Origin of the sequence: Helicobacter pylori (genome assembly GCF_003637665.1) — a bacterium.
Classification (GTDB): Bacteria; Campylobacterota; Campylobacteria; order Campylobacterales; family Helicobacteraceae; genus Helicobacter; species Helicobacter pylori_CK.
Genome location: NZ_MVWR01000001.1, coordinates 1 through 24,778, shown reverse-complemented (window position 1 = coordinate 24,778; position 24,778 = coordinate 1). Strand labels below are relative to the sequence as shown.

The following is a 24,778-nucleotide window of genomic DNA, read 5'->3' as shown; positions in this document are numbered from 1 at the left end:
CATTTTTAAGCCAAATTGCTACTATCTTTGGCTAAAGGTTAAACATGACTAAACAAACTCTCATCATTCTTGCCCCTTTTTTTATCGCAACGCTATTGTATTTTTTAGGCGCACCGGACGGGCTAAACCCTAACGCATGGCTTTATTTTTGTATTTTCATGGGCATGATTATAGGGCTAGTTTTAGAACCGGTGCCATCAGGTTTGATAGCGTTAAGCGCGTTAGTGTTGTGCGTGGCGTTAAAAATTGGAGCGAGCGGTGAGGTAGCGAGCGCTAATAAGGCTATTTCGTGGGGTTTGAGCGGGTATGCGAATAAAACGGTGTGGCTTGTGTTTGTCGCTTTTATTTTGGGTTTAGGGTATGAAAAAAGCTTGTTAGGGAAACGGATCGCTCTTTTGCTCATTAGGTTTTTAGGGCAAACCCCTTTAGGTTTAGGCTATGCGATTGGTTTGAGCGAATTGTGTCTAGCCCCCTTTATCCCTAGCAATTCCGCTAGAAGTGGGGGTATACTCTATCCAATCGTTTCATCTATCCCGCCTTTAATGGGTTCTACTCCCAATAATAACCCTGACAAAATCGGCGCGTATTTGATGTGGGTCGCTTTGGCTTCAACTTGCATCACTTCGTCCATGTTTTTAACCGCGCTCGCTCCTAACCCCCTAGCAATGGAGATCGCTACCAAAATGGGCGTGAATGAAATCTCATGGTTTTCGTGGTTTTTAGCGTTCTTGCCTTGTGGGGTGGTTTTGATCTTGCTTGCGCCTTTATTAGCGTATAAAATCTGCAAACCCACCTTAAAAGGCTCAAAAGAAGTGAGTTTGTGGGCCAAAAAAGAATTAGAGGGCATGGGGAGGTTTTCTTTAAAAGAAATTTTAATGCTCAGCCTCACTTTATTGGCTTTATTAGGTTGGATTTTTGGCAAACCTTTAGGCCTGCATGCGAGCGCGACGGCTTTGATTGTCATGGTTTTAATGGCGTTTTGTAAGATTGTAAGCTATGAAGACATCATTAAAAACAAGAGCGCGTTCAATATTTTTTTATTGCTAGGATCGCTGCTCACGATGGCTGGCGGGCTTAAAAATGTGGGTTTTTTAAATTTTATCGGCAATGCGGCTCAAAATTTTTTAGAGCATGCTAACTTGGATCCGTTAATAGCGGTATTGTTTATTGTAGCTTTATTCTATCTGTCGCACTATTTTTTCGCTAGCATCACCGCTCATGTGAGCGCGTTATTCGCGCTTTTTGTAGGGATTGGTTCACACCTTCAAGGGGTCAATTTGCAAGAATTGAGCTTGTTTTTAATGCTTTCTTTAGGGATTATGGGGATTTTAACGCCCTATGGCACAGGCCCATCCACCATTTATTACGGGAGCGGGTATATTCCAAGCAAGGATTTTTGGAAATGGGGGTTTATTTTTGGTATGGTGTATTTAATCGTGTTTTTAAGCGTGTGCACACCTTGGGTCAAACTCATCGCTTACAGGTGGTTGTAGTTGGAAACTTTACACAACGCCCTTTTAAAATGGTATGAAGAATTTGGGCGCAAAGGTTTACCTTTTAGGAATTTAAAAGGCATTAACGCTCCTTATGAAGTCTATATCAGCGAAGTGATGAGCCAACAAACCCAAATCAACACGGTGGTTGATCGTTTTTATTCCCCTTTTTTAAAAGCTTTCCCCACTTTAAAAGACTTAGCGGACGCTCAATTAGAGGAGGTTTTATTGCTTTGGAGAGGGCTTGGCTATTATTCAAGGGCTAAAAATTTAAAAAAAAGCGCTGAAATTTGCGTGAAAGAACATAACTCACAACTACCCAATGACTATCAAAGCCTATTGAAACTCCCAGGGATTGGCACATACACGGCTAATGCGATTTTATGTTTTGGCTTTAGAGAAAAGAGCGCATGCGTGGACGCTAATATCAAGCGCGTGCTTTTAAGGCTTTTTGGTTTGGATCCTAATATCACGGCTAAAGATCTGCAAATTAAGGCGAATGACTTTCTCAATCTTAATGAAAGCTTTAATCACAACCAAGCCCTAATTGATCTAGGGGCTTTAATCTGCTCCCCTAAACCCAAATGCGCGATTTGCCCTTTCAATCCTTATTGTTTAGGTAAAAACCACCTAGAAAAACACACGCTTAAGAAAAAACAAGAAATCGTTCAAGAAGAGCGTTATTTGGGCGTTGTGATCCAAAATAACCAAATCGCTTTAGAAAAAATAGAGCAAAAACTCTATTTGGGGATGCACCATTTCCCTGACTTAAAAGAAAATTTAGAATGCAAACTCCCCTTTTTAGGTGCTATCAAACACAGCCACACTAAATTCAAGCTCAATTTAAACCTCTATTTAGCCGCAATAAAGGATCTAAAAAATCCCATTCGTTTTTATAGCCTTAAAGACTTAGAAACTTTACCCATAAGCTCTATGACGCTTAAAATCTTGCATTTTTTAAAACAAAAAAATTTATTTGGGGGTTAAAGTCATGCTAAAAATATTCGCTTTTGTATCAGCGCTCATTCTTTTAAACGCATGCAAAAATCCGAGTGTGAGCAAAAATAGCTTGCAATGTTATAGAAGCGTTATGGGAGCTATCCCTTATGTGGATTTAAAAAACCCTAGCAACTCCAACAAACACTCTAAAGAATGGCTCAACCTCAACCCGCTTTATTTTTCAACATTCCCCACTCAAAAGGGGTTTAATCATTGCCAAATCTAAAATGGCTCTACTTTATCGCAGGCACCACTTCAGGGATCAAATACGCAATCGCGCTAATCACGACTCCCATAATCGCTACAAAAATAAGGGAGTATTTAACCGTGAATTTGAACAAATCGCTCTCTTTCCCGGCTAATCCCACCGCCGCGCAAGCGATAGCGATGCTTTGAGGGCTTATCATTTTGCCCAAAGTGCCTCCCACGGTATTAGCCGTTAGGGTTAAAACCTCAGGGAGGTGCAATCGTTGGGCGGTGAGTTGCTGTAAAGAGCCAAATAAAAGATTAGAACTCGTATCGCTCCCGGTTAAAAACACGCCTACCCATCCGATCAAGGGCGAGAAAAAAGTAAAAGCCAAACCCGTATGTGTGAGCGCTAAGGCTAGAGTGGAAGAAATCCCGCTGTAATTAGACACATAGGCAAAGCTTAAGACTAAACCAATGGTAAGAATGGGATAGCGCATTTCTTTTAAAGTCTCGCCAAAGACGCTCAGCGCATCGCTCACTCGCACCCTTAAAACGAGCATGCTAATAAGAGCGGCTAAAAAAATGGAAGTGCCAACCGTGTTGATTAAGAGAAATTTAAACACCACAGGAAAACTCACGCTTTGATTGGCTTCTACAAAAGGCGGGCTTTTAAAGATGTGGTTACTGATATTATTGAATTCAAAATAAAAATTAGAAAAAGCTAACAAGCCGTCTTTTTCAAATAAAGCCTTAAAAAAAGGCTGTATCCATAACACAATCACTAAAACCAAAATCACAAAAGGAGACCAGGCGACATAGATCTTACAAATATGATGGTTACTCTTAGTGAATGAGGCCGCTTTGCCATCGCTTCTAAAAATGACTTTAGGCTGCCAAAATTTCAAAAAGAGCGCCGTTGCAACGAGTGAAACAAGGGCTGAAATAATACCCGGCAATTCTGGCCCCAAATAATTAGAGCTTAAAAATTGCGCGCCAGCGAAAGAAAAAGCCGCGATAAAAACGGCCGGAAAAGTCTCTTTAATCCCCTTAAAGCCATCCATCAAAAACACAATGAAAAACGGCACTAACAAGCTCACAAAAAAGAGGATTTTACCCGTCATGGCTGAAATTAAAATCGCTGGCACCCCTACCGCACTCGCCATCGCGCTTATAGGGATACCCACCGCGCCAAAAGCCACAGGAGCGGTATTAGCGATTAGGCACAACCCGGCAGAATACAAAGGGCTTAACCCCAACCCCACTAAAATCGCTGCGGTAATGGCAATAGGCCCTCCAAAGCCGATCGCCCCTTCTAAAAACGATCCAAAACAAAAGCCAATCAAAATCACTAAAATCCTATGATCTAAAGTGATAGACTGGACGCTTTCTTTTAAGATTTCAAAATAACCGGATTTAACGCTGAGTTTGTATAAAAAAATCGCTGCAATGATGATCCAAGCGATCGGCCATAAGCCATAGAGGAAGCCATAAAGAAAGCTTGAACCCACCATGCTAACAGGCATTTTATACACTAAAACCGCAATAATGGCTGACAGAGCTACGCTCAAAAAGGCTGCTGTGTAACCTTTGAGTTTAAAAACCATTAAAGATAAAAAAAACAATAAGATCGGCAATAAGGCTACAAGAGCGCTCAGCCAAATATTACCCAAAGGGTCATAAATTTGATGAAATTCTAGCACTAAAAAATCCCTTTTTAAAAATATTCTCTTAGCGCTAGATCTCTTTAAAAAACCCCCTTATTTAGGAATGATGGGGATAATAAAGGGGAAGACATAAGCAATAAGAGTGAAAATAATCCCCATAATGATCGCCAAAGCGATGGAATATTTTACCGTAAATCTAAACAATTCGCTCTCTTTCCCCACTAACCCCACCGCCGCGCAAGCGATAGCGATGCTTTGAGGGCTTATCATTTTACCCACAACACCCCCTGAAGTGTTGGCCGCTAAGAAAAGCACTTCAGGCAAGCCAAGCTGTGTAGCGATGAGCATTTGTAAAGAGCCAAATAAAAGGTTAGAGCTCGTGTCGCTTCCGGTTAAAAACACCCCAAGCCAGCCTACAACAGGCGAAAAGAAAGTGAAAACATGCCCAGTATCGGCTAACGCTAACGCTAAAGTAGCGCTCATGCCGCTATAATTAGCCACATACGCAAACGCCAAAACCACGCCAATGGTTAAAATCGGCAAACGCATTTCTTTTAAAGTGGCTCCAAACACCCCTATTGCATCGCCAACTTTCACGCGCAACAAAAACACGCTCAAAAGAGCGGCTAAAAAGATGGAAGTACCTGTCGTTAAGATTAAAGGGAGTTTGAACACGACAGGAAAATTGGTCGCTTCAGTAACAATGGGAACGGTTTTAAAAATCTTTTGACTGATAGAATCAAATTCAAACGCAAAACTAGAAAACGCCAAAGCCCCACCTTCTTTAAAGAGCGCTTTAAACCAAGGTTGTGTCCATATAATGATCGTAATAGTGAGCAACACAAAAGGCATCCACGCCACGATCACCTTGCAAATATGGTGTTTTTCTGTGCTAATTGTTGGCTCTTTGCCATTGCTAGTGAAAATATTTTTAGGCTGCCAAAACTTTAAAAATAAAGTGGTAGAAATCAATGACACTAAAGCTGAAATAATATCCGGAAGTTGCGGCCCTAGATAATTAGAGCTTAAAAATTGCGCGATAGCGAAACTAAACCCGGTAACAGCTACTGCAGGAAAAGTCTCTCTAATCCCTCTAAAACCATCCATTAAAAACACGATGAAAAAAGGAATGCCAATGGAAAAAAGGGGTAACACCCTACCCACCATTTGAGAAATCTCTAATTCAGGGATACCCACCACGCTAGCCATTGCCGTAATAGGAATGCCCACCGCACCAAAAGCCACAGGAGCGGTGTTAGCGATCAGGCACAATCCGGCAGCGTATAAGGGGTTTAGCCCAAGGCCGACTAAAATCGCCGCTGTGATCGCTACCGGGCCTCCAAAACCAATCGCTCCTTCTAAGAACGAGCCAAAACAAAAGCCAATCAAAATCACTAAAATCCGGTGATCCGGCGTCAAACTTAAAATGCTTCCTTTTAAAATTTCAAAATACCCGGATTTCACTGAAAGGTTGTAAAGAAAAATCGCAGCGATCACAATCCATGCGATCGGCCATAAGCCATAAAGAAAGCCATAGAAAAAACTCGCGCTCACCATTTGAGCGGGCATTTTATACACGAATAACGCAATAAGGATTGAAAGCAATAAGCTTAAAAACCCAGCGCTATACCCTTTAAGCTTAAAGACAATAAGAGAAATAAAAAAGAGCACAATAGGCGATAGCGCCACTAAAGCGCTCAGCCAAATATGGCCTAATGGATCATAGACTTGATAAAATTCCATAAATTTTCCTTGAATAATTAAAAGTATTTTTTTATCTTACTTAAAAGAAAAAACTAATTTTAAGTAGCATTTAATATTAAGTCAAATTTAATGGGTTTGTGGTTTATTTTAGTAACAATGTTTGAGCGAGTGGGTTTATCAACTTGTGGTTACAATCTTACCAATTTCTTACCAATTTTGAGTATTATATTGTGTTTGAAACTCTTAATTTAGAATTTTAAGGAGCCTTCTTTGAAAGTCAATTTCTTTGCCACTTGTCTAGGAGCAGCCATATACAGCAACGCATCGCTTAACGCTATCAAATTACTCCGCAAGGAAAATTTGGAAGTGGTTTTTAAAAAAGACCAGACATGTTGCGGCCAGCCAAGCTATAACTCAGGATATTATGAAGAGACAAAAAAAGTCGTTTTATACAATATCAAACTTTATTCCAATAACGACTACCCTATTATCTTGCCTAGCGGTTCATGCACAGGAATGATGCGGCATGATTATTTGGAATTGTTTGAAGGGCATGCGGAATTTAACATGGTTAAAGATTTTTGCTCTAGGGTGTATGAATTGAGCGAGTTTTTGGATAAAAAATTGCAAGTCAAGTATGAAGATAAGGGCGAACCCCTTAAAATCACATGGCATTCTAATTGCCATGCCTTAAGGGTGGCTAAAGTGATTGACTCGGCGAAAAACCTCATCAGACAGCTTAAAAATGTGGAACTCATTGAATTGGAAAAAGAAGAAGAATGCTGCGGGTTTGGGGGGACTTTTTCGGTTAAAGAGCCTGAAATTTCAGCGGTTATGGTTAAAGAAAAGATTAAAGACATAGAAAGCCGTCAGGTGGATGTGATTGTTTCAGCGGATGCTGGGTGTTTGATGAATATCAGCACCGCTATGCAAAAAATGGGCTCTCTAACAAAACCCATGCATTTTTATGACTTTTTAGCCTCAAGGCTTGGGCTTTAACATTAAAGAATTATTTTAAGGAATGATCATGGAAAAATATCATAGCGACCAAGAATACGAAGAAATCATCACCGACCAATTAGGCGATATGCAATTAAGGGAAAATTTGCGTTCTGCAATGGATACCTTACGGGCTAATCGTAAGAATCTCCTTAAAAATCGTTACAGCGAATGGGAAAATTTAAGGGAATTAGGCAAAGAAGTCAAGCTTAAAATCTTATCTAGGCTTGATGAATATTTGGAATTGTTTGAAAAAAACGCCACTCAAAACGGCTTTAAAATCCATTACGCTAAAGACGGCGATGAAGCTAATGAAATCATTTACAATCTCGCTAAAGAAAAGAACATCAAGCGCATTTTAAAGCAAAAATCCATGGCGAGCGAAGAAATTGGCTTGAACCACTACTTGAAAGAAAAGGGCATTCAAGCGCAAGAAACGGATTTGGGCGAATTGATTATCCAACTCATTAATGAACACCCTGTGCATATTGTCGTGCCGGCTATCCATAAAAACCGCAAGCAAATCGGTAAGATTTTTGAAGAAAAACTCAACGCCGCTTACGAAGAAGAGCCTGAAAAGCTTAACGCGATCGCCAGAAAACACATGCGCAAAGAATTTGAAAGCTTTAAAATGGGGATCAGTGGGGTGAATTTCGCTATCGCTAACGAGGGGGCGATTTGGTTAGTGGAAAATGAAGGCAATGGCAGAATGAGCACCACCGCATGCGATGTGCATGTCGCAATTTGTGGGATTGAAAAATTAGTAGAAAGCTTTGATGATGCGGCGATTTTAAACAATTTGCTCGCCCCAAGCGCTGTGGGTGTGCCTATCACTTGCTATCAAAACATTATCACAGGCCCTAGAAAAGAGGGCGATTTAGACGGCCCTAAAGAAGCCCACATCATTTTATTAGACAACAACCGCTCTAATATTTTGGCTGATGAAAAGTATTATCGCGCTCTTTCATGCATTCGTTGCGGGACTTGTTTGAACCACTGCCCTGTGTATGATAAAATCGGTGGGCATGCCTATCTTTCTACTTATCCTGGCCCTATAGGCGTGGTGGTATCCCCCCAACTCTTTGGCTTGAATAATTACGGGCATATCCCTAATTTGTGCAGTCTTTGCGGGCGTTGCACTGAAGTATGCCCCGTAGAAATCCCTTTAGCCGAACTCATTAGGGATTTGCGATCGGATAAAGTGGGCGAGGGCAGAGGCGTAGTTAAGGGGGCTAAAAGCACCCAACACAGCGGGATGGAAAAATTCTCTATGAAAATGTTTGCCAAAATGGCAAGCGATGGGGCTAAGTGGCGTTTCCAATTGAAAATGGCTCAATTTTTCTCGCCTTTAGGCAAGCTTTTAGCCCCCATACTGCCTTTAGTCAAAGAGTGGGCGAGTGTTAGGACCTTACCCAATATGGACACGAGCTTGCATGCCAAAGTCCAACACTTAGAAGGGGTGATTTATGAGTAAAGAGCTTATTTTAAAGCGCATTAAAGAAGCTAGAGCCAAGCATGCCATTCAGGGAGCAAACCCTATTTATAGAAATATCATTAAAGTGGAGTTTGAAGACTTAGTAGAAGAATACAAGCATTTCCAGGTGTTGAATAAAGCTGAAGTCATTGAAAGCGCTAAAGAGAATTTAGAGCAAGCCATTTTAAAGGCTTTAGAAAATTTTCAAAGCAAAAAAGTCTTACACTCTACGGATTTGGATTTGAATTTTGAAGCGTTTAAGGATTTTGCTTTACAGCCTTATGATAAAGAAATTGAAGCGATGCGTGAAGAGTTGTTTGAGATTGATACGGCTTTATTGCATGGGGTTTGTGGGATTTCAAGCTTGGGCATGATTGGGGCGGTTTCTTCGCATGCAAGCCCGCGATTGCTTTCACTCATCACCCTTAATTGCATCATTTTATTGAAAAAAGAATCCATTGTGCGCAATTTAAGCGAGGGCATGCAAGCTTTAAAAAATCAAAGCCAAAACGGCGTCTTACCCACAAACATGCTCCTTATTGGCGGGCCTAGCCGGACAGCCGATATTGAATTAAAAACCGTTTTTGGGGTGCATGGGCCTCAAAAAGTCGCTATCATTCTCTATTAAAGGATAAGGATGGAAAAATTAGAAGCTGGGCAATTAGCCCCTGATTTCAGGTTGAAAAACAGCGATGGGGTAGAAATTTCTTTAAAAGATTTGCTCCATAAAAAAGTGGTGTTGTATTTCTACCCTAAAGACAACACCCCCGGATGCACTCTAGAAGCCAAAGACTTTAGTACTCTGTTTAGTGAATTTGAAAAGAAAAACGCTGTTGTCGTAGGCGTAAGCCCTGATAACGCGCAATCGCATCAAAAATTTATCAGCCAATGCTCTTTGAATGTGATCTTGCTCTGCGATGAAGATAAAAAAGCCGCCAATCTTTACAAAGCTTATGGCAAACGCATGCTTTATGGGAAAGAGCATTTGGGGATTATCCGCTCCACTTTCATTATCAACACGCAAGGCGTTTTAGAAAAATGCTTCTACAATGTCAAAGCGAAAGGCCATGCTCAAAAGGTTTTAGAGAGTTTATAGTTTAACTCTCAAGCTTTCGCCCATTTTAATTTGAGATTTTTTAATTTTAGGCTTTTTAGCCATTCTCTCACTTTTAAAAACTTGTTTTTAAACTTCGTTTGACAATAAACTTCATAAGGGATAGGGGGTGTTTTGAAACCATTCCCCCCACAACCCTAAGATCGCTTCACAAAAAACTATCACCCACTAGCTTTTTGATTGTGTTATTTTAAAAACGCTTTTGAGTATTTTTACAATTTTTATTTTTGTTCAGGCTGCCAAATGGTTTTTTCTGAAGGGGTGCTATCGGCTTCGTTTTGTAAGATTTGTTTTTTAGTTTCGTGGCAAGCCACAAACAATAACGCTAAAATTACAGCTAAAAGAGAAATTCTCATTTCAAGCTCCTTTGAATATTAAAATGCTTACGATAATTATAAAGAAAAAGAGTTAAAGATAGATTAATATTTGGCTCTGTTTTCATCAAATGTCGGCACTCAAAACCTTATTTAACCTTATTATCCTTTAATTTTTAAAACTTTATTTTATACAAAACTCATTCTCTTAAGGGGATAACTGGGGTATTTTGAAATAACTCCCCCCCTACAACCCCCAACTAAATCCCCCTATAGAACGCATTACAAGAAACGATCGCTTGACTAAAGCCTCTTATTATCTTGATTTCAATCAAGCGCGTTGTTTTTTGAGCATGTCAGCGATTAAAAAAGCGAGTTCTAAGGCTTGAGTGGCGTTTAATCTTGGATCGCATTGCGTATAGTAATGGCAGCTCAAACCCTCTTCGGTGATCGCTTGCGAGCCACCGATACATTCTGTAACATTTTCACCCGTCATTTCCAAATGAACCCCTGAAGCCAAACTCCCTTCAGCCCTATGGATTTCAAAAAAGCTTTTCACTTCATCTAACACGCTATCAAAAGCCCTTGTTTTAACCCCCAAGCTGGTTTTGACCGTGTTGCCATGCATGGGATCAATGCTCCATAAAATATGGCGTTTTTCTTTCAACACCCCTTGTAAAAGCTTAGGCAAGCGCTCTTTAATCATCTTAGAACCCATGCGCACGATCAAATTCAAACGCCCCTTAATGTTGTGCGGGTTTAAAACATCGCACAATTCTAACACTTCACTCACGCTCGCATTAGGCCCGATTTTCACGCCAATAGGGTTACAAACCCCCCTTAAAAACTCCACATGCGCGCCCTTAGGATCTCTTGTCCTTTCGCCAATCCACAGCATGTGTGCAGAGCAGTCATAAAACTGGTTAGTCAAACTATCCTTACGCACCAAAGGCTCTTCATAATGGAGCAGTAACGCTTCGTGGCTCGTGTAAAACTCCACTTCCCTAAGAATGGGCGTTTTTTCTATCTCCACCCCGCATGCCCGCATAAACCCTAAAGCTTGCGTGATCCGGTCAGCGATTTGCTGGTATTTTTGCCCAAAATCGTTGTTTTTGACAAAATCCAAATTGAAACGATGCACTTGCTCCAAATTGGCTAATCCGCCTTGGGCAAAGGCTCTGATAAGGTTTAAAGTCGCCACGCTTTGATGGTAAGCTTTAAGCATTCTTTCAGCCTTTGGCTCTCTTTCTTTTTTGGGAATCCCGTTGATAATATCCCCTCTATAGCTTAGCACTTCTTCATTGTCTAAGATTTCAGTCGCATTGGAGCGAGGTTTGGCAAATTGCCCGGCAATGCGCCCCACTTTGACAATCGGTATAGAGCCAGCAAAAGTGAGAACAATCGCCATTTGCATCATCACTTTAAACATGTCCCTAATCCTGTTAGCGCTAAATTGAGAAAACGACTCCGCGCAATCGCCCCCTTGCAATAAAAACGCCTTATTATCAATCACTTGGGCTAGGCGTTCTTGCAAGTTTCTCGCTTCACCAGCAAACACTAAAGGAGGGTAAGAGCTCAATTCTTTTTTGACTCTCTCTAACTCTTTTTGATCCTTATAAGTGGGGTGTTGCTCTATCTTAAAAGAATGCCATGAAGTTGGCGACCAAGTTGTGTTTGACATTTTTATAATCCTTTATTAATCTTTTTTGCTTGCTATTATAGCTTGAAAGGCATGGATTGAATTATAGACTTTAGAGGATAAACACGCATTCAAATTACCCTTTGATCTCAAAAATCCTAATCATAAAAGGGCTTTATGATACAATAAACGAACTCTTCAAAAATATAAAAGGGCGGTTTAATAGCATGACACAAAAAAAAGCGGTTCCAAAAGATCCTAAAAAACTCAATTTGTTTGATTTGCGCTGGATGGCGTCCTTATTTGGCACGGCGGTGGGGGCTGGGATTTTATTTTTGCCTATTAGAGCCGGTGGGCATGGGATATGGGCTATTGTGGTGATGAGCGCGATCATTTTCCCTTTGACTTATCTAGGGCATAGAGCTTTAGCTTATTTTATAGGATCTAAAGATAAAGAAGACATTACCATGGTCGTTCGCTCGCATTTTGGCGCTCAATGGGGCTTTCTTATCACTTTGCTTTATTTCTTTGCAATTTATCCTATTTGCTTGGCTTATGGGGTGGGCATCACGAATGTGTTTGATCATTTTTTTACCAATCAATTGCATTTAGCGCCTTTTCATCGGGGATTATTGGCTGTCATTTTAGTTTCTTTAATGATGTTGGTAATGGTTTTTAACGCCATGATTGTAACGCGCATTTGCAACGCCTTGGTGTATCCTTTATGTTTGATTTTATTGCTTTTTTCTGTGTATCTTATCCCCTATTGGCAAGTTAATAACCTTTTTATCATGCCGAGTTTTAAAGAATTTGTGTTGGCCATTTGGCTAACCTTACCGGTGCTTGTGTTTTCATTCAACCATAGCCCCATTATTTCCACTTTCACTCAAAATGTGGAAAAAGAATACGGCACTTTCAAAGAGTATAAACTCAATCAAATTGAATTAGGGACATCGCTCATGCTTTTAGGGTTTGTGATGTTTTTTGTGTTTTCTTGCGTCATGTGCTTGAACGCTGATGATTTCATGAAAGCAAGGGAACAAAATATCCCCATTTTAAGCTATTTCGCTAACACTTTAAACAACCCCTTAATCAATTATGCAGGGCCTGTGGTGGCTTTTTTAGCGATTTTTTCATCTTTTTTTGGGCATTATTATGGGGCTAAAGAGGGTTTAGAAGGCATTATTATCCAAAGCTTAAAATTGAAAAAAGCTTCTAAAACCTTGAGCGTGAGCGTAACGATCTTTTTATGGCTGACTATCACGCTTGTAGCTTATATTAACCCTAATATCCTAGATTTTATTGAAAATTTAGGTGGCCCCATTATCGCGCTCATTCTTTTTGTGATGCCTATGGTAGCTTTTTATAGCGTTTCTAGTTTGAAGCGTTTTAGAAATTTCAAAGTGGATGTTTTTGTGTTTGTTTTTGGGAGCTTAACGGCTTTGAGCGTGTTTTTAGGGTTGTTCTAATGGCTAGTTTTTCTATTTTATCCATTTTTAAAATCGGCGTGGGGCCTAGCTCTTCACACACTATAGGGCCTATGGAAGCGGGGGCGAGGTTTTGCGGGTTGTTAAAAGGTGTTTTAGAGCAAGTTAAGCGCATTCAAATCACCTTGCATGGCTCATTAGCCTTGACCGGTAAGGGGCATTTGAGCGATGAGGCGGTTTTGATTGGCTTGCATGGTATTTACGCTAACGAGTTGGATCTAGCAACCAAAAAAGCCTTGTTGCATGAAGTATTTGAAAACAAGATCTTAAAGCTCGCTAACCAGCATCATATCCCTTTTGATTATTCTAAAGATTTGATTTTTGACAACAAACCTTTAGCCAGACACCAAAACGCTCTCATTTTAAAAGCTTTTAACGCTAAAAATGAGGTTTTAAAAGAAGAAACCTATTATTCTGTTGGCGGAGGGTTTGTCTATACTGAAAAAGAATTAGACAACTTGGCCAAAGAGAATGAAAACGAAAGCGTCGCTTATGATTTTTCAAGCGCTAAAGAATTGCTAGAATTATGCCAAAAACACCAAAAAACCATTGCTGAAATCGTGCGTTTGAGAGAAAATGCCCTGAAAAACTGCCCTGATGCAACGATGGCTAAAATTTATCATGCGATGCTTGAGTGCTATCATAATGGGGCTAACTCTAAAGAAGTATACCTTCCTGGTTTTTTGAAAGTAACACGATTGGCCCCAAGCATTAAAACGCGCTTAGAAAAACACCCTAAAAAGGGGAATGACCCCTTAGCTTTGATTGATTACATTTCGCTTTACGCTCGCGCCATTGCTGAAGAAAACGCTAGTGGGGGTAAGGTGGTAACCGCCCCTACTAACGGGGCGTGCGCAGTGGTGCCAAGCGTGCTTTTATACGCTAAAGACCATTTGTTTGAAAATTTATCGCAAAAATCTATCAATGATTTTTTGCTCACTAGTGCAGCGATTGGCTATCTTTATAAGAAAAACGCTTCCTTGAGTGGCGCAGAAGCGGGGTGTCAGGCTGAAATTGGCGTGGCAAGCTCTATGGCTGCAGGGGGGTTAGCCTATTTGTATCAAGCCACGATGAAACAGGTTTTAATGGCTAGTGAAATCGCTATGGAACACCATTTGGGATTGACATGCGATCCTGTGGGAGGCTTGGTGCAAATCCCTTGCATTGAACGCAATGTTTTAGGGGCGATTAAAGCAATCAGCGCTTCTAAATTGGCCCTAGAAGATGCATACAAGCCTAAAGTGAGCCTGGATGAAGTGATCGCTACGATGTATGCGACTGGGAAAGACATGAATGAAAAATACAAAGAGACTTCGTTAGGGGGATTAGCCAAAACGCTAGAATGCTAAGGGTTAAGGTAATTTTAAGCTTTATGGGGCTTTAGGTTTCTAAAGAAAGTGAAAAGGTTTGTTTTTATCAAATATCAATAAGCCTTATCCGCTTTGATATTCTTAAAAAATTTTAAAAAATAGGGTTTTAAAACTTTGTTTCATCGTTTTTAAATTCCATTTAATAATAAAACTCATTAAGTTTATTTAAACTCATAAGAGGATAGGGATATTTTGAAGTCATTCCCCTAACCCCCTTTTTTTAAAAATCCCCCTAACTCCCTAAGAGTGCGTTATGAGAAACTATCACTAGCTTAGCTTTTTTATTTTGATTATAAAAAACACTCAAAGGCATCAATTTGATTACCGATACTCCATTAAAAATTTTTATAGGCTTTATAAAATGCTTTGGAATGTCTTATGTTTAACTCTATCAATCGCCATATTTCAAAGATTTTTGCGTAACAAAACCTTAAGCTTACCACAAAAAAAGCCAAAAAGCTTAAATTCTAAAGATTTTAAAAAAGCGGTGGTTTTTAAAAAGATAGTCCTAATATAAGAGAGCTTAGCGATAGAGAGCCATAAAGCCTAGAAAAGGGGTGCTTAAGAAACTTATTTAAAGCCCCCTAGCCAAAAAAGTAAACTAGGGCTATTTTACTATTTTTCAGACTTACTAGAGTCGCTAATTTGTTTTTCAAACTCTTGTTGCAAGGCTTGTTGTTGCCTTTCTTTCTTTGAAAGGCGGCGTTTTTTCTTAGACTTTTTCTCTTTTTTGGAAGAAATTTCTGGCTCTTTTGAAGCTGTTTCTTTGAGCGCGTTAGCGTTAGTCGTAGGATCTAGATCTGAATTAGAAGCGTTCTGTGTTCTCTTAGAAGAGCTTATAAATTCAGGGCTATCAGTATGGCTTTCAAGCTCCCCACTGCTCCTCTTTTGAAACGCTGCCTTAGTGTCTTTCTCAGCTTGCTCTTCCATTCTCTTAAAAGTGGCTGCATCCAGTTTTCTAGCCTTTTCTTTTTGACTCACCCTAACCATGCTAATCAAATATTTGATATACCCATCATACATATCCCCAAACTGCTCATGCAAAGCCCCAAAATCCGAGCCTTTGTAAAGCCAGTTAAACAAAGGGAGTGAAAGCTCTGTCCCTAAGTCTTTAAGCACATGTTTATAAAACTTTTCTCTGTCATTCACCACAAAAGAAACCTTACCATCTTTATGCTCATAATAACAGACCTTTTGCTCCACACAGCTTTCCAAACTCCCCTTAAAGAAAGCTCCAAAAGCGGATAAGTCGCCCTTACTCATCTTGGTTTCAGAATACTGGTTAAAATTCTTCACGCGCTCTTTTTCCAAATTAACCATACTCTTTAAAACCCTCTTGCGGTCTTTTTTCACATTCCCTGTGGAGCTTTCAGAAAACATAACATTGGGATCAACTGTAGTGTTAATAGTGGCAGAATCCGTTTCTGCTCTCAACAAAAAAGTCGTAGCCGCTAAAAAAAATAAAATCCGTTTCACACCAAACTCCTAATTAATATATAACTGCAACAAAAATAGATACCGTTATTCATAAAAGCTATCTCTTTTGAAATCTTCTTCTATTGATAAAAAACCACCTAGAATTCAAGCTGTTTTAGCCATCTTAAAATACAGACTTTCAAAGGGTCTTTGTTATTGGGTATGATACTATAAATATCCAAAAAATACAAACACTCCAAAAACTTTAACCCTAAAAATTTGAGACACTCTTTACAGCTAAAGGATTTGAGAGCAACAAAGCCCACCCACTAAGTAGATAGCCTCTATTTTAAGAGTCAATGCCCAAACCCTATGACAGAATTATAACAAAAAAAAACGCCTTACATCCCCCTAGCCAAAAGCTAGGGGCTTATGGCGTGGTTTTACAAAAATCAAAAAAAGTCAGCACACCCTAAGTGCTAATGCTTATGATGGCTTGGTTTTTTTCCTTTTTTTCCCTTTTTTTCATGGTCATGAAAAGGACCTTCGCATGCACAATCATGCAAATCTAGCCCTTCTTCACGATATTCTTTCATGGTCATTGTTTTCTTTTTGTTAGCAATCACTTCAAGGATTTCTTTTTTACGCTTGTTGCGATCTTCTTGGCTTAAAGAAGCTAAATTCTTATCCATCGCTTTCTTAAAATCCGCTTTATAATTTTTACGCTCTTCTTCTTTCATCGCTGCTAATCGCTTATTGACTTCCGCGCGAAACTCCGGGACTTCGCTAGGAGCGACTTTCCCTGCTTGCTCTAATAGTTGCTTATTATCCATGCTCTTAAAATCACTCGCATTCAAAAAAAGCCCCAAAAAAGTCCCTGTAAATAATAAAGAAACCGCTAATTTTTTCATCAAATGCTCCCAATTCAAAAATAAAGAATAAATTCTATCATCTGGTTGATTAAAGATAACTTATAGCGTTTTAATAGCTAATTGATTTTTAGATTTTATGATCAGCACTCCATTAAAACAGCTAACTTATATCCCTTATTTTTAAAAATAATGAACTCATTTTTGATTTTTCAAAGACTTGTTTGTGTGCGGTTGTTGTGAGTTCAATTGCTTGTAAGGATTACGATTTCATTTTTGCTGAGTGGTCGTATTGATTAAACAACGGCTTTGATACAAGAAAGTCATAAAAGGCCACAAAGAGCAAAAGCCCTTTTCTATGCCCCCATAAGATTAACCCTAAAACACCTTAAAAGCTTACAATGTAACGCCAATAAAAGGCATAGGGGCGGTGAAAGGTGAATTTATAAGTAACCCCTTCAGGAACATTATCCGCACTAGCGGTATAATAATTGTTGCGAATGGTTTGGATTTTCAAGCCAATTTCAAAACCTTGGTGTTTAGTGCCCAAGCGGATCCCGCCATTAACTAAGACCTGGAAATTTGATGGGTGGAAACTCCCTCTATATTCTTCAGCTAAGTCCTTAAAATAATAGTTTGTTGGACCCCAAGAGGTACCGCCGATCGCAACGCCAAGAAAAAACCCAAAATGCAAGTTCTCACGATTGAAAATAGCTGGGTTAAACAACACATCTGTGCCAGCCCCATAGCCAAACATGAAACTTTGAGAACCCTTACGAGCGTCTCTCATGCCATAATCGTTATAAGTGTAATACTTATAATAAGAGCTTGCAAAATCAAAGAATCCGTAATAACGCATTCCAAATTGTGGGGCTTTCTTAAAAAAATGCTTATACCCCACAACAAAACCAAAACCATTGATAGCGTATTGTTGGTTGCTTAAGCCTTTATACCCACGAGTCCCTAGAGCGCCATGGGTAAGCCCTCCTGTGGGGTTTGACGCTGTGGGCATGTTAGGCGTATTAGAGCCATAAGCCCCACTTTGATTACCATTACAATTCCCATGGGAACAATTTTGAGCGGTAGTGCTGAGCATACCCAACTGGTAATCAATCCCTATAAAAGCAGCATTTCTTTCACCTTTTTTGGTAGGGCTAGTCTTAATAGCTTTTTCTTGCTTAGGGGTCTCTGCTGACAACAAGCTTGTCATTGCTAGAGAGATAGCACCTACTATAACAGATTTCTTCATGTATTCCTTCCTTCTACATTTTCTCTACTTGAGTTCTAACTAAATGCTACATTCTACTATAAAATTGCTTTCTTTTTGATTAAATATAGCGATTGAATGAGAATAAATTGAAACAAAAATCAATTTTAGGAACTTTTTAGTAAAAATTCCTAAATCCTCTCACCTTTTTTAGGCTAAAACTAAAACCTAACAGCCAATAGAGATCAAAGATGCTCTTTCACGCTCTCTAACACGCTCTTAAAGGCTTGCATGTCATTCATCGCCATGTCTGCTAAAACCTTGCGATCTAATTCAATGTTAGCCACTTTTAAGGCATGCATGAAGCGTGAATAACTTGTATTGTGCATTCTGCAAGCCGCATTAATCCTTACCACCCACAAACTCCTGAACTCTCTTTTCTTTTGTTTGCGATCCCTAAAGGCGTAATACATGCTCCTTTCAAGCTGTTCTTTAGCCTTTCTAAAATGCTTTCTTCTGCCACTATAAAACCCTCTAGCGAGTTTTAAGACTTTTTTATGGCGTCTTCTGCGCACAACGCCTGTTTTAACTCTCATTTCTTTACCTTTCTTTTTAAAATATTTTTAGGTGCGTTTTTTCAAACGACTTTCCCTTAAATAAGGGGATTAACTCCACTTTCTAATGAGCATTCCTAAGCCCTGCAAAGCAACGACATGACAGAATACGCGTTAGTGTGATGCACATGTTTTGGCGCGTTTAGATTGGCTTTACGCTTAGGGCTTTTTTTAGTCAAAATATGGCTTTTAAAAGCGCTGCCACGCTTAATCAAGTTTTTTTTAACTTTGAAACGCTTAGACGCGCCGCGATTAGTCTTCATTTTTGGCATGATTTTCTCCTTTCATAAGGTTAATACGATTAAAAGGCGGGTTATTTTCTTTGGTTTTCTTTTCGTTTTTGGGGGTTTCTTTAGCCTTAGGCACAAACATCCATGAAACAAAACGCCCCTCGGTTTTTGGCTCTTTTTCAGGGTTGGCTAAATCTTGCATCATCGTTTGGACTCTCAAAAGCACATCAAGCCCGGCTTTTGAATTTTGACTCTCCCTACCCTTTAAGACCACTTTGAATTTGACATGTTTATTGGCTTCAATAAATTCCCTCGCATGCTTGACTTTATAGTTAATATCGTTTTGCGCGATTTGAGTGGAAAGCTTGATCTCTTTGATTTCAATTTGCTTTTGCTTTTTCTTGGCTTCCTTGATTTTCTTTTCATTTTGGTAGCGGAATTTATTATAATCCATCACCTTACACACGGGAGGTTTCGCGCTCGCTGAAATCAAAACCAAATCCAAACCTAAATTTTGAGCGATATTGAGCGCTTCTTTAGAAGAAATGATCCCATACACTTCGCCATTATCACCCACGCAACGCACTTCTTTAAAATTAATGTCTCCGTTTAACAACACTTCGTTTCTACTCAAAAACTAACCTCTTGCATCTTAGATTCAACCATGTTTAAAAACTCCTTTAAGGGCATTTTATATTGAGCTTGTTTTTCTCTGTCTCTAATGGATAAAATTTCGCTCTCCACCTCTTCATTCCCTAACACTAAAATCATAGGGATTTTTTGCTTTTCGGCTAATCGCACTTTTTTATTCAAGCTGTCGTTTTTATCCAACACTTCTACAAAAATATCGTGCTTTTTTAATTCCTCTTTTAATTTCAAAGCAAAAACATGATGCTCTTCATTAATAGGAATGAGAGCGATTTGAGTGGGCGCGACAAAGAAAGGGAAATTCCCCCCAAAATGTTCGCTCAAAATCGCAATAAACCTTTCAAACGAGCCTAAAATCGCTCTGTGGATCATCACCGGCTGTTCAGCGTGATTACGCTCATTAGTGAAAGCGAGTTTGAAGCGTTCAGGCAAATTCATATCCACTTGAATCGTGCCACACTGCCATTTACGCTTTAAAGCGTCAGTGATTTTAATGTCAATCTTAGGCCCATAGAAAGCCCCTCCCCCTTCATCAATCTTATAATCAATGCGGTGTTCTTTTAGGGCTTCTTTTAAAGCGTTAGTGGCCTTTTCCCAAACTTTATCATCGCCTATGGATTTAGCCGGCCTTGTGGATAATTCCATTTCATAACTAAAATCAAACGCTTGCATGATTTTATGCGTAAAATCTAAAATCGCGCTCACTTCACTTTGGATCTGTTCAAAAGAGCAAAAAATATGCGCATCATCTTGGGTAAATTCCCTCACCCTTAAAAGCCCATGCAGCACGCCGCTTTTTTCATGCCGATGCACCACGCCGTATTCATAAAACCTTAAGGGCAAATCTCTGTAGCTGTGCAAAGCGCTTTGATAGACTTTAATATGCCCCACGCAGTTCATAGGCTTTATGCCGTATTCTTGCTCATCAATCGTGGTGAAATACATGTTTTCTTTATAGTTGTCATAATGCCCGCTGATTTTCCACACATCGCTCTTTAAAATCTCAGGGCCTTTAACCGGCTCATAGCCTCTTAAAAGTAACGCTTTACTCAATAAATCTTCAATGCGCTTTCTGAGTCTTGCCCCTTTAGGCAGCCATAAAGGCAAGCCTGCCCCTACCTCATCATCAAAACTAAAAAGCCCTAGCTCCACGCCTAGCTTTCTGTGATCTCGTTTTTTCGCTTCTTCTATTTGGAAAAGATAGTCTTTTAAGCCCTCTTTGGTGGCAAAAGCAATGCCATAGATTCTAATGAGCATTTCATTGTTTTCATCGCCACCCAAATAAGCCCCGGCCAATTTAGTGAGCTTGAAATGGTTTAAAAAACGGGTGTTTGGGAGATGCGGCCCCTTACACAAATCTTCAAAATCGCCTTGTTGGTACACGCCAAATATATCGCCGCTGATTTTACTCATCACCGCATGCTTTAATTCATCGCCCTTAAAACGCTCCAAAGCTTGCTCTCTGGTTAAAACCTCTTTAGTGATAGCGAGCTTTGACTTCGCAAATTCTTTCATTTTCGCTTCAATTTTAGGCAAATCCTCTTCGCTGATTTTTGAAGAAGTCTTAAAATCGTAATAAAACCCCTCTTCTACCACAGGGCCTACAAAAAATTTCGCGTCCGGATAAAGGGCTTTCAAGCTTTGCGCAAGCAAATGCGCGCATGAATGCCTAATCACCTCTAAAGCCAAAGGCGAATCACCAAAATATATCGGCTCGCTCCCTTTAAACGCTTTGATCCCATCGCTCAGCCCTAAGACTTTTGCGCTCTCTAAATCTATTATTTGCTTGTCTTTATAAACAGCAATCAGTTCCGCACTCATTCTTTAAAACTTATGTTTCCTTTCTTTGAATACTTTTTCAATATTTTTTCAATGCTTTTAGCAATCTTTTGAGCCAAACCCGCATTGCACTTGCGAATCCACTTTCTCAGCTTTAGGGTCGCTCATAGGCTTTAAACACGCTTGTAAAAATACCATACAAAACAAATTCAACAATAACCGCCTATACAAAACCACCCTTTCTATTCAAAAATACCTAACTAACCGCCCATTATACAATAAAATCATAAACCAAAAAGAATACACCCCTTATTAACAAAGATTAGAATACAAACTGGCTAAAACTAAAGCTCTATCATGCTATCATTATTATATTTTATGTTTTAAGAGACTTAATGATCATTTTAAGGGAGTTTTGTGCGATATATCAAGTTTTTCAAAGAGTTGAACAATAAGAATGTGAATCTGGTTGGGGGCAAGAACGCTAGCATTGGTGAAATGTTTCAAGAATTAGTGCCTATTGGTATTAAAGTGCCTGATGGCTTTGCTATTACAAGCGAAGCGTATTGGTATCTTTTAGAGCAAGGGGGGGCTAAACAAAAAATCATAGAGCTTTTAGAAAATGTTGATGCCACAGAAATTGATGTGTTAAAAATCCGCTCCAAACAAATCAGAGAGCTTATTTTTGGCACGCCTTTTCCTAGCGATTTAAGAGATGAGATTTTTCAAGCTTATGAAATTTTAAGCCAGCAATACCACATGAAAGAAGCCGATGTGGCTGTAAGGAGCTCCGCTACTGCAGAAGATTTGCCGGACGCTTCTTTTGCCGGGCAGCAAGACACTTATTTAAACATTAAGGGTAAAACAGAATTGATCCACTATATCAAATCCTGTTTGGCGTCGCTTTTTACCGATAGAGCGATTAGCTATAGAGCGAGTCGTGGGTTTGATCATTTAAAAGTCGCCTTGAGTGTGGGGGTGCAAAAAATGGTGCGAGCGGATAAAGGCAGTGCGGGCGTGATGTTTTCTATTGACACCGAAACCGGTTTTAAAGACGCGGTGTTTATCACTTCAGCGTGGGGGTTAGGCGAAAATGTGGTGGGTGGCACGATAAACCCTGATGAATTTTATGTGTTTAAGCCCACTTTAGAGCAAAACAAACGCCCCATTATCAAACGCCAGCTCGGCAATAAAACGCAAAAAATGGTCTATGCCCCAAGGGGTAGCGAACACCCCACCAGAAACATTAAAACCACCAAAAAAGAATGGCAATCCTTTTCATTGAGCGATGAAGACGTGCTGATTTTAGCCAAATACGCCATTGAAATTGAAAAACATTACTCTAAAGAAGCCAAACAATACCGCCCTATGGATATAGAATGGGCTAAAGATGGCGAGAGCGGGGAAATCTTTATCGTTCAAGCGCGCCCAGAAACCGTTCAAAGCCAAAAAACTAAAGAAGAAAGTCAAGTCTTTGAAAAATTCAAATTCAAAAACCCTAACGAAAAAAAAGAAATTATCTTACAAGGCAGAGCGATTGGGAGTAAAATCGGCTCAGGGAAAGTGCGCATCATCAACGATTTGGAGCACATGAATTCTTTTAAAGAGGGCGAAATTTTAGTTACGGATAACACCGACCCAGATTGGGAGCCTTGCATGAAAAAAGCGAGTGCGGTTATCACCAATCGTGGGGGGCGCACTTGCCATGCTGCTATTGTGGCTAGAGAAATTGGCGTGCCAGCCATTGTTGGGGTGAGCGGGGCGACTGATAGCCTTTATACCGGCATGGAAATCACGGTTTCTTGCGCTGAGGGCGAAGAGGGCTATGTGTATGCGGGTATTTATGAGCATGAAATTGAAAGGGTGGAGCTTTCTAACATGCAAGAAACGCAAACAAAAATTTACATTAACATTGGAAACCCTGAAAAAGCCTTTGGCTTTTCTCAGCTCCCTAATCACGGCGTAGGGCTGGCTAGAATGGAAATGATTATTTTAAATCAAATCAAAGCCCACCCTTTAGCCTTAGTGGATTTGCACCACAAAAAAAGCGTGAAAGAAAAAAATGAAATTGAAAACCTTATGGCAGGCTATGCTAACCCTAAAGATTTTTTTGTGAAAAAAATCGCTGAAGGCATTGGCATGATCAGCGCAGCGTTTTACCCTAAACCTGTCATTGTAAGAACGAGCGATTTCAAATCCAACGAATACATGCGCATGCTTGGCGGCTCTAGCTATGAGCCCAATGAAGAAAACCCCATGCTTGGCTATAGGGGAGCTAGTCGGTATTATTCAGAGAGCTATAATGAAGCGTTTTCGTGGGAGTGTGAAGCTTTAGCGTTAGTGAGAGAAGAAATGGGCTTAACGAACATGAAAGTAATGATCCCCTTTTTACGAACCATTGAAGAGGGTAAAAAAGTCCTAGAAATCTTAAGAAAAAACAATTTAGAATCCGGTAAAAACGGGCTTGAAATTTATATCATGTGCGAATTACCGGTGAATGTCATTTTGGCTGATGATTTCTTAAGCTTGTTTGATGGCTTTTCTATTGGCTCTAATGATTTAACCCAGCTCACTTTAGGCGTGGATAGAGACAGCGAATTAGTCAGCCATGTCTTTGATGAAAGGAATGAAGCGATGCTAAGAATGTTTAAAAAAGCGATTGAAGCTTGTAAAAGGCACAACAAATATTGCGGGATTTGCGGGCAAGCCCCAAGCGATTACCCTGAAGTGACAGAGTTTTTAGTCAAAGAGGGCATCACTTCCATTTCTTTAAACCCTGATAGCGTGATCCCCACTTGGAACGCTGTAGCCAAGTTAGAAAAAGAGTTGAAAGACCATGGCTTAACTGCACATTGATAATAAAGGGGTTGATCTAACTTGAGTGGGTTTTTCGTATTAGTTTCCATGATATAATTTAGAGATTTGATGGGTGGGATTGTTTTTTGAAAAAAGGTTGGTAATAAAATCAGTAAAAACAGGAAAAACAAATAAAGTTGGCAAAAACGCAGAGACAGCTAACACAAAGGCAAATAAAGAGACTCATTTTAAACAAGTGAGTGCCATTACAAATACGATCAGATCAATTGGTGGGATTTTTACAAAGATTATGAAGAGAGTTAGAGAACTTGTAAAAAAACACCCCAAGAAAAGCAAGGCGGCATTAGTAGTATTGACCCATGTTGCATGCAAGAAAGCAAAAGAATTAGACGATAAAGTCCAAGATAAATCCAAACAAGCTGAAAAAGAGAATCAAATCAATTGGTGGAAATATTCAGGATTAACAATAGCGACAAGTTTATTATTAGCCGCTTGTAGCGTTGGTGATATTGATAAACAGATAGAGTTAGAACAAGAAAAAAAGGAAGCTGAAAACGCTAGGGATAGAGCGAACAAGAGTGGGATAGAACTAGAACAAGAAGAGCAAAAGACAGAACAAGAAAAACAAAAGACAGAACAAGAAAAACAAAAGACAGAACAAGAAAAACAAAAGACAAACAATACACAGAAAGATTTGGTTAACAAAGCAGAACAAAATTGCAAAGAAAAACATAATCAATTTTTTATTAAAA

The 24,778-nt window shown here is 39.6% G+C and carries 22 protein-coding genes and 1 pseudogene; 12 read left to right on the top strand and 11 right to left on the bottom strand.

What is annotated here, in order from left to right; genetic code table 11:
- Positions 1-44: 44 nt before the first annotated feature.
- Genes EAL49_RS00120 through EAL49_RS00110 form a run of 3 tightly spaced genes read left to right on the top strand, consistent with a single transcriptional unit; the run spans position 45 to position 2,718 of the window.
- Entirely contained in the window at positions 45-1,493 is a 1,449-nt protein-coding gene (locus EAL49_RS00120) for a DASS family sodium-coupled anion symporter (RefSeq protein WP_120828045.1), read from the top strand.
- A complete protein-coding gene (locus tag EAL49_RS00115; RefSeq protein WP_120828043.1) occupies positions 1,494-2,480 on the top strand; it encodes an adenine-specific DNA glycosylase in 987 nt (328 codons plus the stop codon).
- Between the two features lie 4 nt (positions 2,481-2,484).
- Positions 2,485-2,718 (top strand): hypothetical protein, encoded by a 234-nt coding sequence (locus EAL49_RS00110; protein WP_162973053.1) that lies wholly within the window; start codon positions 2,485-2,487, stop codon positions 2,716-2,718.
- A 7-nt stretch (positions 2,719-2,725) separates the two neighbouring features.
- Here EAL49_RS00110 and EAL49_RS00105 read toward each other — a convergent pair whose 3' ends face one another.
- Entirely contained in the window at positions 2,726-4,381 is a 1,656-nt protein-coding gene (locus EAL49_RS00105) for an L-lactate permease (RefSeq protein ID WP_120828042.1), read from the bottom strand.
- Between the two features lie 57 nt (positions 4,382-4,438).
- A complete protein-coding gene (locus tag EAL49_RS00100) occupies positions 4,439-6,088 on the bottom strand; it encodes an L-lactate permease (RefSeq protein WP_120828040.1) in 1,650 nt (549 codons plus the stop codon).
- Positions 6,089-6,319: 231 nt separating this feature from the next.
- Between EAL49_RS00100 and EAL49_RS00095 the strand changes: the two genes are divergently transcribed.
- From EAL49_RS00095 to EAL49_RS00080, 4 genes are read left to right on the top strand one after another with little or no spacing between them, the layout of a single operon-like run.
- A complete protein-coding gene (locus EAL49_RS00095) occupies positions 6,320-7,048 on the top strand; it encodes a (Fe-S)-binding protein (RefSeq protein ID WP_000867258.1) in 729 nt (242 codons plus the stop codon).
- 28 nt (positions 7,049-7,076) lie between these two features.
- Positions 7,077-8,522: a LutB/LldF family L-lactate oxidation iron-sulfur protein gene (locus EAL49_RS00090; protein WP_078291507.1), complete on the top strand. Its 1,446-nt coding sequence runs from the start codon at positions 7,077-7,079 to the stop codon at positions 8,520-8,522.
- Entirely contained in the window at positions 8,515-9,150 is a 636-nt protein-coding gene (locus EAL49_RS00085) for a LutC/YkgG family protein (protein ID WP_025275549.1), read from the top strand. Before EAL49_RS00090 ends, EAL49_RS00085 begins: the two co-directional genes overlap by 8 nt.
- Before the next feature lie 9 nt (positions 9,151-9,159).
- The gene (locus tag EAL49_RS00080) at positions 9,160-9,618 is read left to right on the top strand and encodes a peroxiredoxin (protein WP_120828038.1); all 459 of its coding nucleotides are present in this window, start codon (positions 9,160-9,162) and stop codon (positions 9,616-9,618) included.
- A 239-nt stretch (positions 9,619-9,857) separates the two neighbouring features.
- On the opposite strand, the gene EAL49_RS08510 is transcribed toward EAL49_RS00080, so the two are convergent.
- Entirely contained in the window at positions 9,858-9,992 is a 135-nt protein-coding gene (locus tag EAL49_RS08510; RefSeq protein WP_001222899.1) for an HP0135 family lipoprotein, read from the bottom strand.
- A gap of 289 nt (positions 9,993-10,281) precedes the next feature.
- Positions 10,282-11,631, bottom strand: a complete 1,350-nt coding sequence (locus EAL49_RS00070; protein ID WP_120828036.1) for a class II 3-deoxy-7-phosphoheptulonate synthase — start codon at positions 11,629-11,631, stop codon at positions 10,282-10,284.
- Between the two features lie 185 nt (positions 11,632-11,816).
- Between EAL49_RS00070 and EAL49_RS00065 the strand changes: the two genes are divergently transcribed.
- Positions 11,817-13,058 carry a serine/threonine transporter gene (locus EAL49_RS00065; protein WP_120828034.1) on the top strand — a complete coding sequence of 414 codons (1,242 nt, stop codon included), beginning with the start codon at positions 11,817-11,819 and terminating at the stop codon, positions 13,056-13,058.
- Complete coding sequence (locus EAL49_RS00060; protein ID WP_120828032.1) at positions 13,058-14,425, top strand: L-serine ammonia-lyase; 1,368 nt, start codon at positions 13,058-13,060, stop codon at positions 14,423-14,425. Before EAL49_RS00065 ends, EAL49_RS00060 begins: the two co-directional genes overlap by 1 nt.
- 636 nt (positions 14,426-15,061) lie before the next feature.
- On the opposite strand, the gene EAL49_RS00055 is transcribed toward EAL49_RS00060, so the two are convergent.
- The gene (locus tag EAL49_RS00055; protein WP_120828029.1) at positions 15,062-15,922 is read right to left on the bottom strand and encodes a hypothetical protein; all 861 of its coding nucleotides are present in this window, start codon (positions 15,920-15,922) and stop codon (positions 15,062-15,064) included.
- On the opposite strand from EAL49_RS00055, the pseudogene EAL49_RS08530 reads away from it, so the two are divergent.
- Positions 15,846-16,041: pseudogene (locus tag EAL49_RS08530) on the top strand (hypothetical protein). The gene EAL49_RS00055 and the pseudogene EAL49_RS08530 sit on opposite strands and share 77 nt — an antisense overlap.
- Before the next feature lie 300 nt (positions 16,042-16,341).
- Here EAL49_RS08530 and EAL49_RS00045 read toward each other — a convergent pair.
- The 6 genes from EAL49_RS00045 to thrS all read right to left on the bottom strand — a co-directional run bounded on the left by EAL49_RS00045 (position 16,342) and on the right by thrS (position 21,251).
- The gene (locus EAL49_RS00045; protein WP_078215224.1) at positions 16,342-16,773 is read right to left on the bottom strand and encodes a DUF1104 domain-containing protein; all 432 of its coding nucleotides are present in this window, start codon (positions 16,771-16,773) and stop codon (positions 16,342-16,344) included.
- A gap of 346 nt (positions 16,774-17,119) precedes the next feature.
- Entirely contained in the window at positions 17,120-17,980 is an 861-nt protein-coding gene (locus EAL49_RS00040; protein WP_000750179.1) for an outer membrane protein, read from the bottom strand.
- 203 nt (positions 17,981-18,183) lie between these two features.
- Positions 18,184-18,534 carry a 50S ribosomal protein L20 gene (gene rplT / locus EAL49_RS00035; RefSeq protein WP_001264175.1) on the bottom strand — a complete coding sequence of 117 codons (351 nt, stop codon included), beginning with the start codon at positions 18,532-18,534 and terminating at the stop codon, positions 18,184-18,186.
- 95 nt (positions 18,535-18,629) lie between these two features.
- Positions 18,630-18,824 (bottom strand): 50S ribosomal protein L35, encoded by a 195-nt coding sequence (rpmI, locus tag EAL49_RS00030; protein ID WP_001125543.1) that lies wholly within the window; start codon positions 18,822-18,824, stop codon positions 18,630-18,632.
- Positions 18,805-19,416 (bottom strand): translation initiation factor IF-3, encoded by a 612-nt coding sequence (gene infC / locus EAL49_RS00025; RefSeq protein WP_042630308.1) that lies wholly within the window; start codon positions 19,414-19,416, stop codon positions 18,805-18,807. The genes rpmI and infC overlap by 20 nt, the downstream gene beginning before the upstream one ends.
- On the bottom strand, positions 19,413-21,251 hold the full coding sequence (thrS, locus tag EAL49_RS00020) for a threonine--tRNA ligase (RefSeq protein ID WP_120828027.1): 1,839 nt from the start codon (positions 21,249-21,251) through the stop codon (positions 19,413-19,415). The genes infC and thrS overlap by 4 nt, the downstream gene beginning before the upstream one ends.
- A gap of 375 nt (positions 21,252-21,626) precedes the next feature.
- On the opposite strand from thrS, the gene ppsA reads away from it, so the two are divergent.
- Entirely contained in the window at positions 21,627-24,065 is a 2,439-nt protein-coding gene (gene ppsA, locus EAL49_RS00010) for a pyruvate, water dikinase (RefSeq protein WP_120828025.1), read from the top strand.
- 103 nt (positions 24,066-24,168) lie between these two features.
- The coding region (locus tag EAL49_RS00005) for a DUF874 family protein (protein ID WP_120828435.1) at positions 24,169-24,778 on the top strand (610 nt) is incomplete at its 3' end.

Coding starts and splice junctions, on each gene's coding strand:
- EAL49_RS00100 (WP_120828040.1), bottom strand. CDS start 6,088: ATGGAATTTTATCAAGTCTATGATCCATTAGGCCATATTTGGCTGAGC.
- EAL49_RS00085 (WP_025275549.1), top strand. CDS start 8,515: ATGAGTAAAGAGCTTATTTTAAAGCGCATTAAAGAAGCTAGAGCCAAG.
- EAL49_RS00060 (WP_120828032.1), top strand. CDS start 13,058: ATGGCTAGTTTTTCTATTTTATCCATTTTTAAAATCGGCGTGGGGCCT.
- EAL49_RS00120 (WP_120828045.1), top strand. CDS start 45: ATGACTAAACAAACTCTCATCATTCTTGCCCCTTTTTTTATCGCAACG.
- EAL49_RS00045 (WP_078215224.1), bottom strand. CDS start 16,773: ATGAAAAAATTAGCGGTTTCTTTATTATTTACAGGGACTTTTTTGGGG.
- EAL49_RS00040 (WP_000750179.1), bottom strand. CDS start 17,980: ATGAAGAAATCTGTTATAGTAGGTGCTATCTCTCTAGCAATGACAAGC.
- EAL49_RS00110 (WP_162973053.1), top strand. CDS start 2,485: ATGCTAAAAATATTCGCTTTTGTATCAGCGCTCATTCTTTTAAACGCA.
- EAL49_RS00070 (WP_120828036.1), bottom strand. CDS start 11,631: ATGTCAAACACAACTTGGTCGCCAACTTCATGGCATTCTTTTAAGATA.
- rpmI (WP_001125543.1), bottom strand. CDS start 18,824: ATGCCAAAAATGAAGACTAATCGCGGCGCGTCTAAGCGTTTCAAAGTT.
- thrS (WP_120828027.1), bottom strand. CDS start 21,251: ATGAGTGCGGAACTGATTGCTGTTTATAAAGACAAGCAAATAATAGAT.
- EAL49_RS00080 (WP_120828038.1), top strand. CDS start 9,160: ATGGAAAAATTAGAAGCTGGGCAATTAGCCCCTGATTTCAGGTTGAAA.
- EAL49_RS00065 (WP_120828034.1), top strand. CDS start 11,817: ATGACACAAAAAAAAGCGGTTCCAAAAGATCCTAAAAAACTCAATTTG.
- rplT (WP_001264175.1), bottom strand. CDS start 18,534: ATGAGAGTTAAAACAGGCGTTGTGCGCAGAAGACGCCATAAAAAAGTC.
- EAL49_RS08510 (WP_001222899.1), bottom strand. CDS start 9,992: ATGAGAATTTCTCTTTTAGCTGTAATTTTAGCGTTATTGTTTGTGGCT.
- EAL49_RS00090 (WP_078291507.1), top strand. CDS start 7,077: ATGGAAAAATATCATAGCGACCAAGAATACGAAGAAATCATCACCGAC.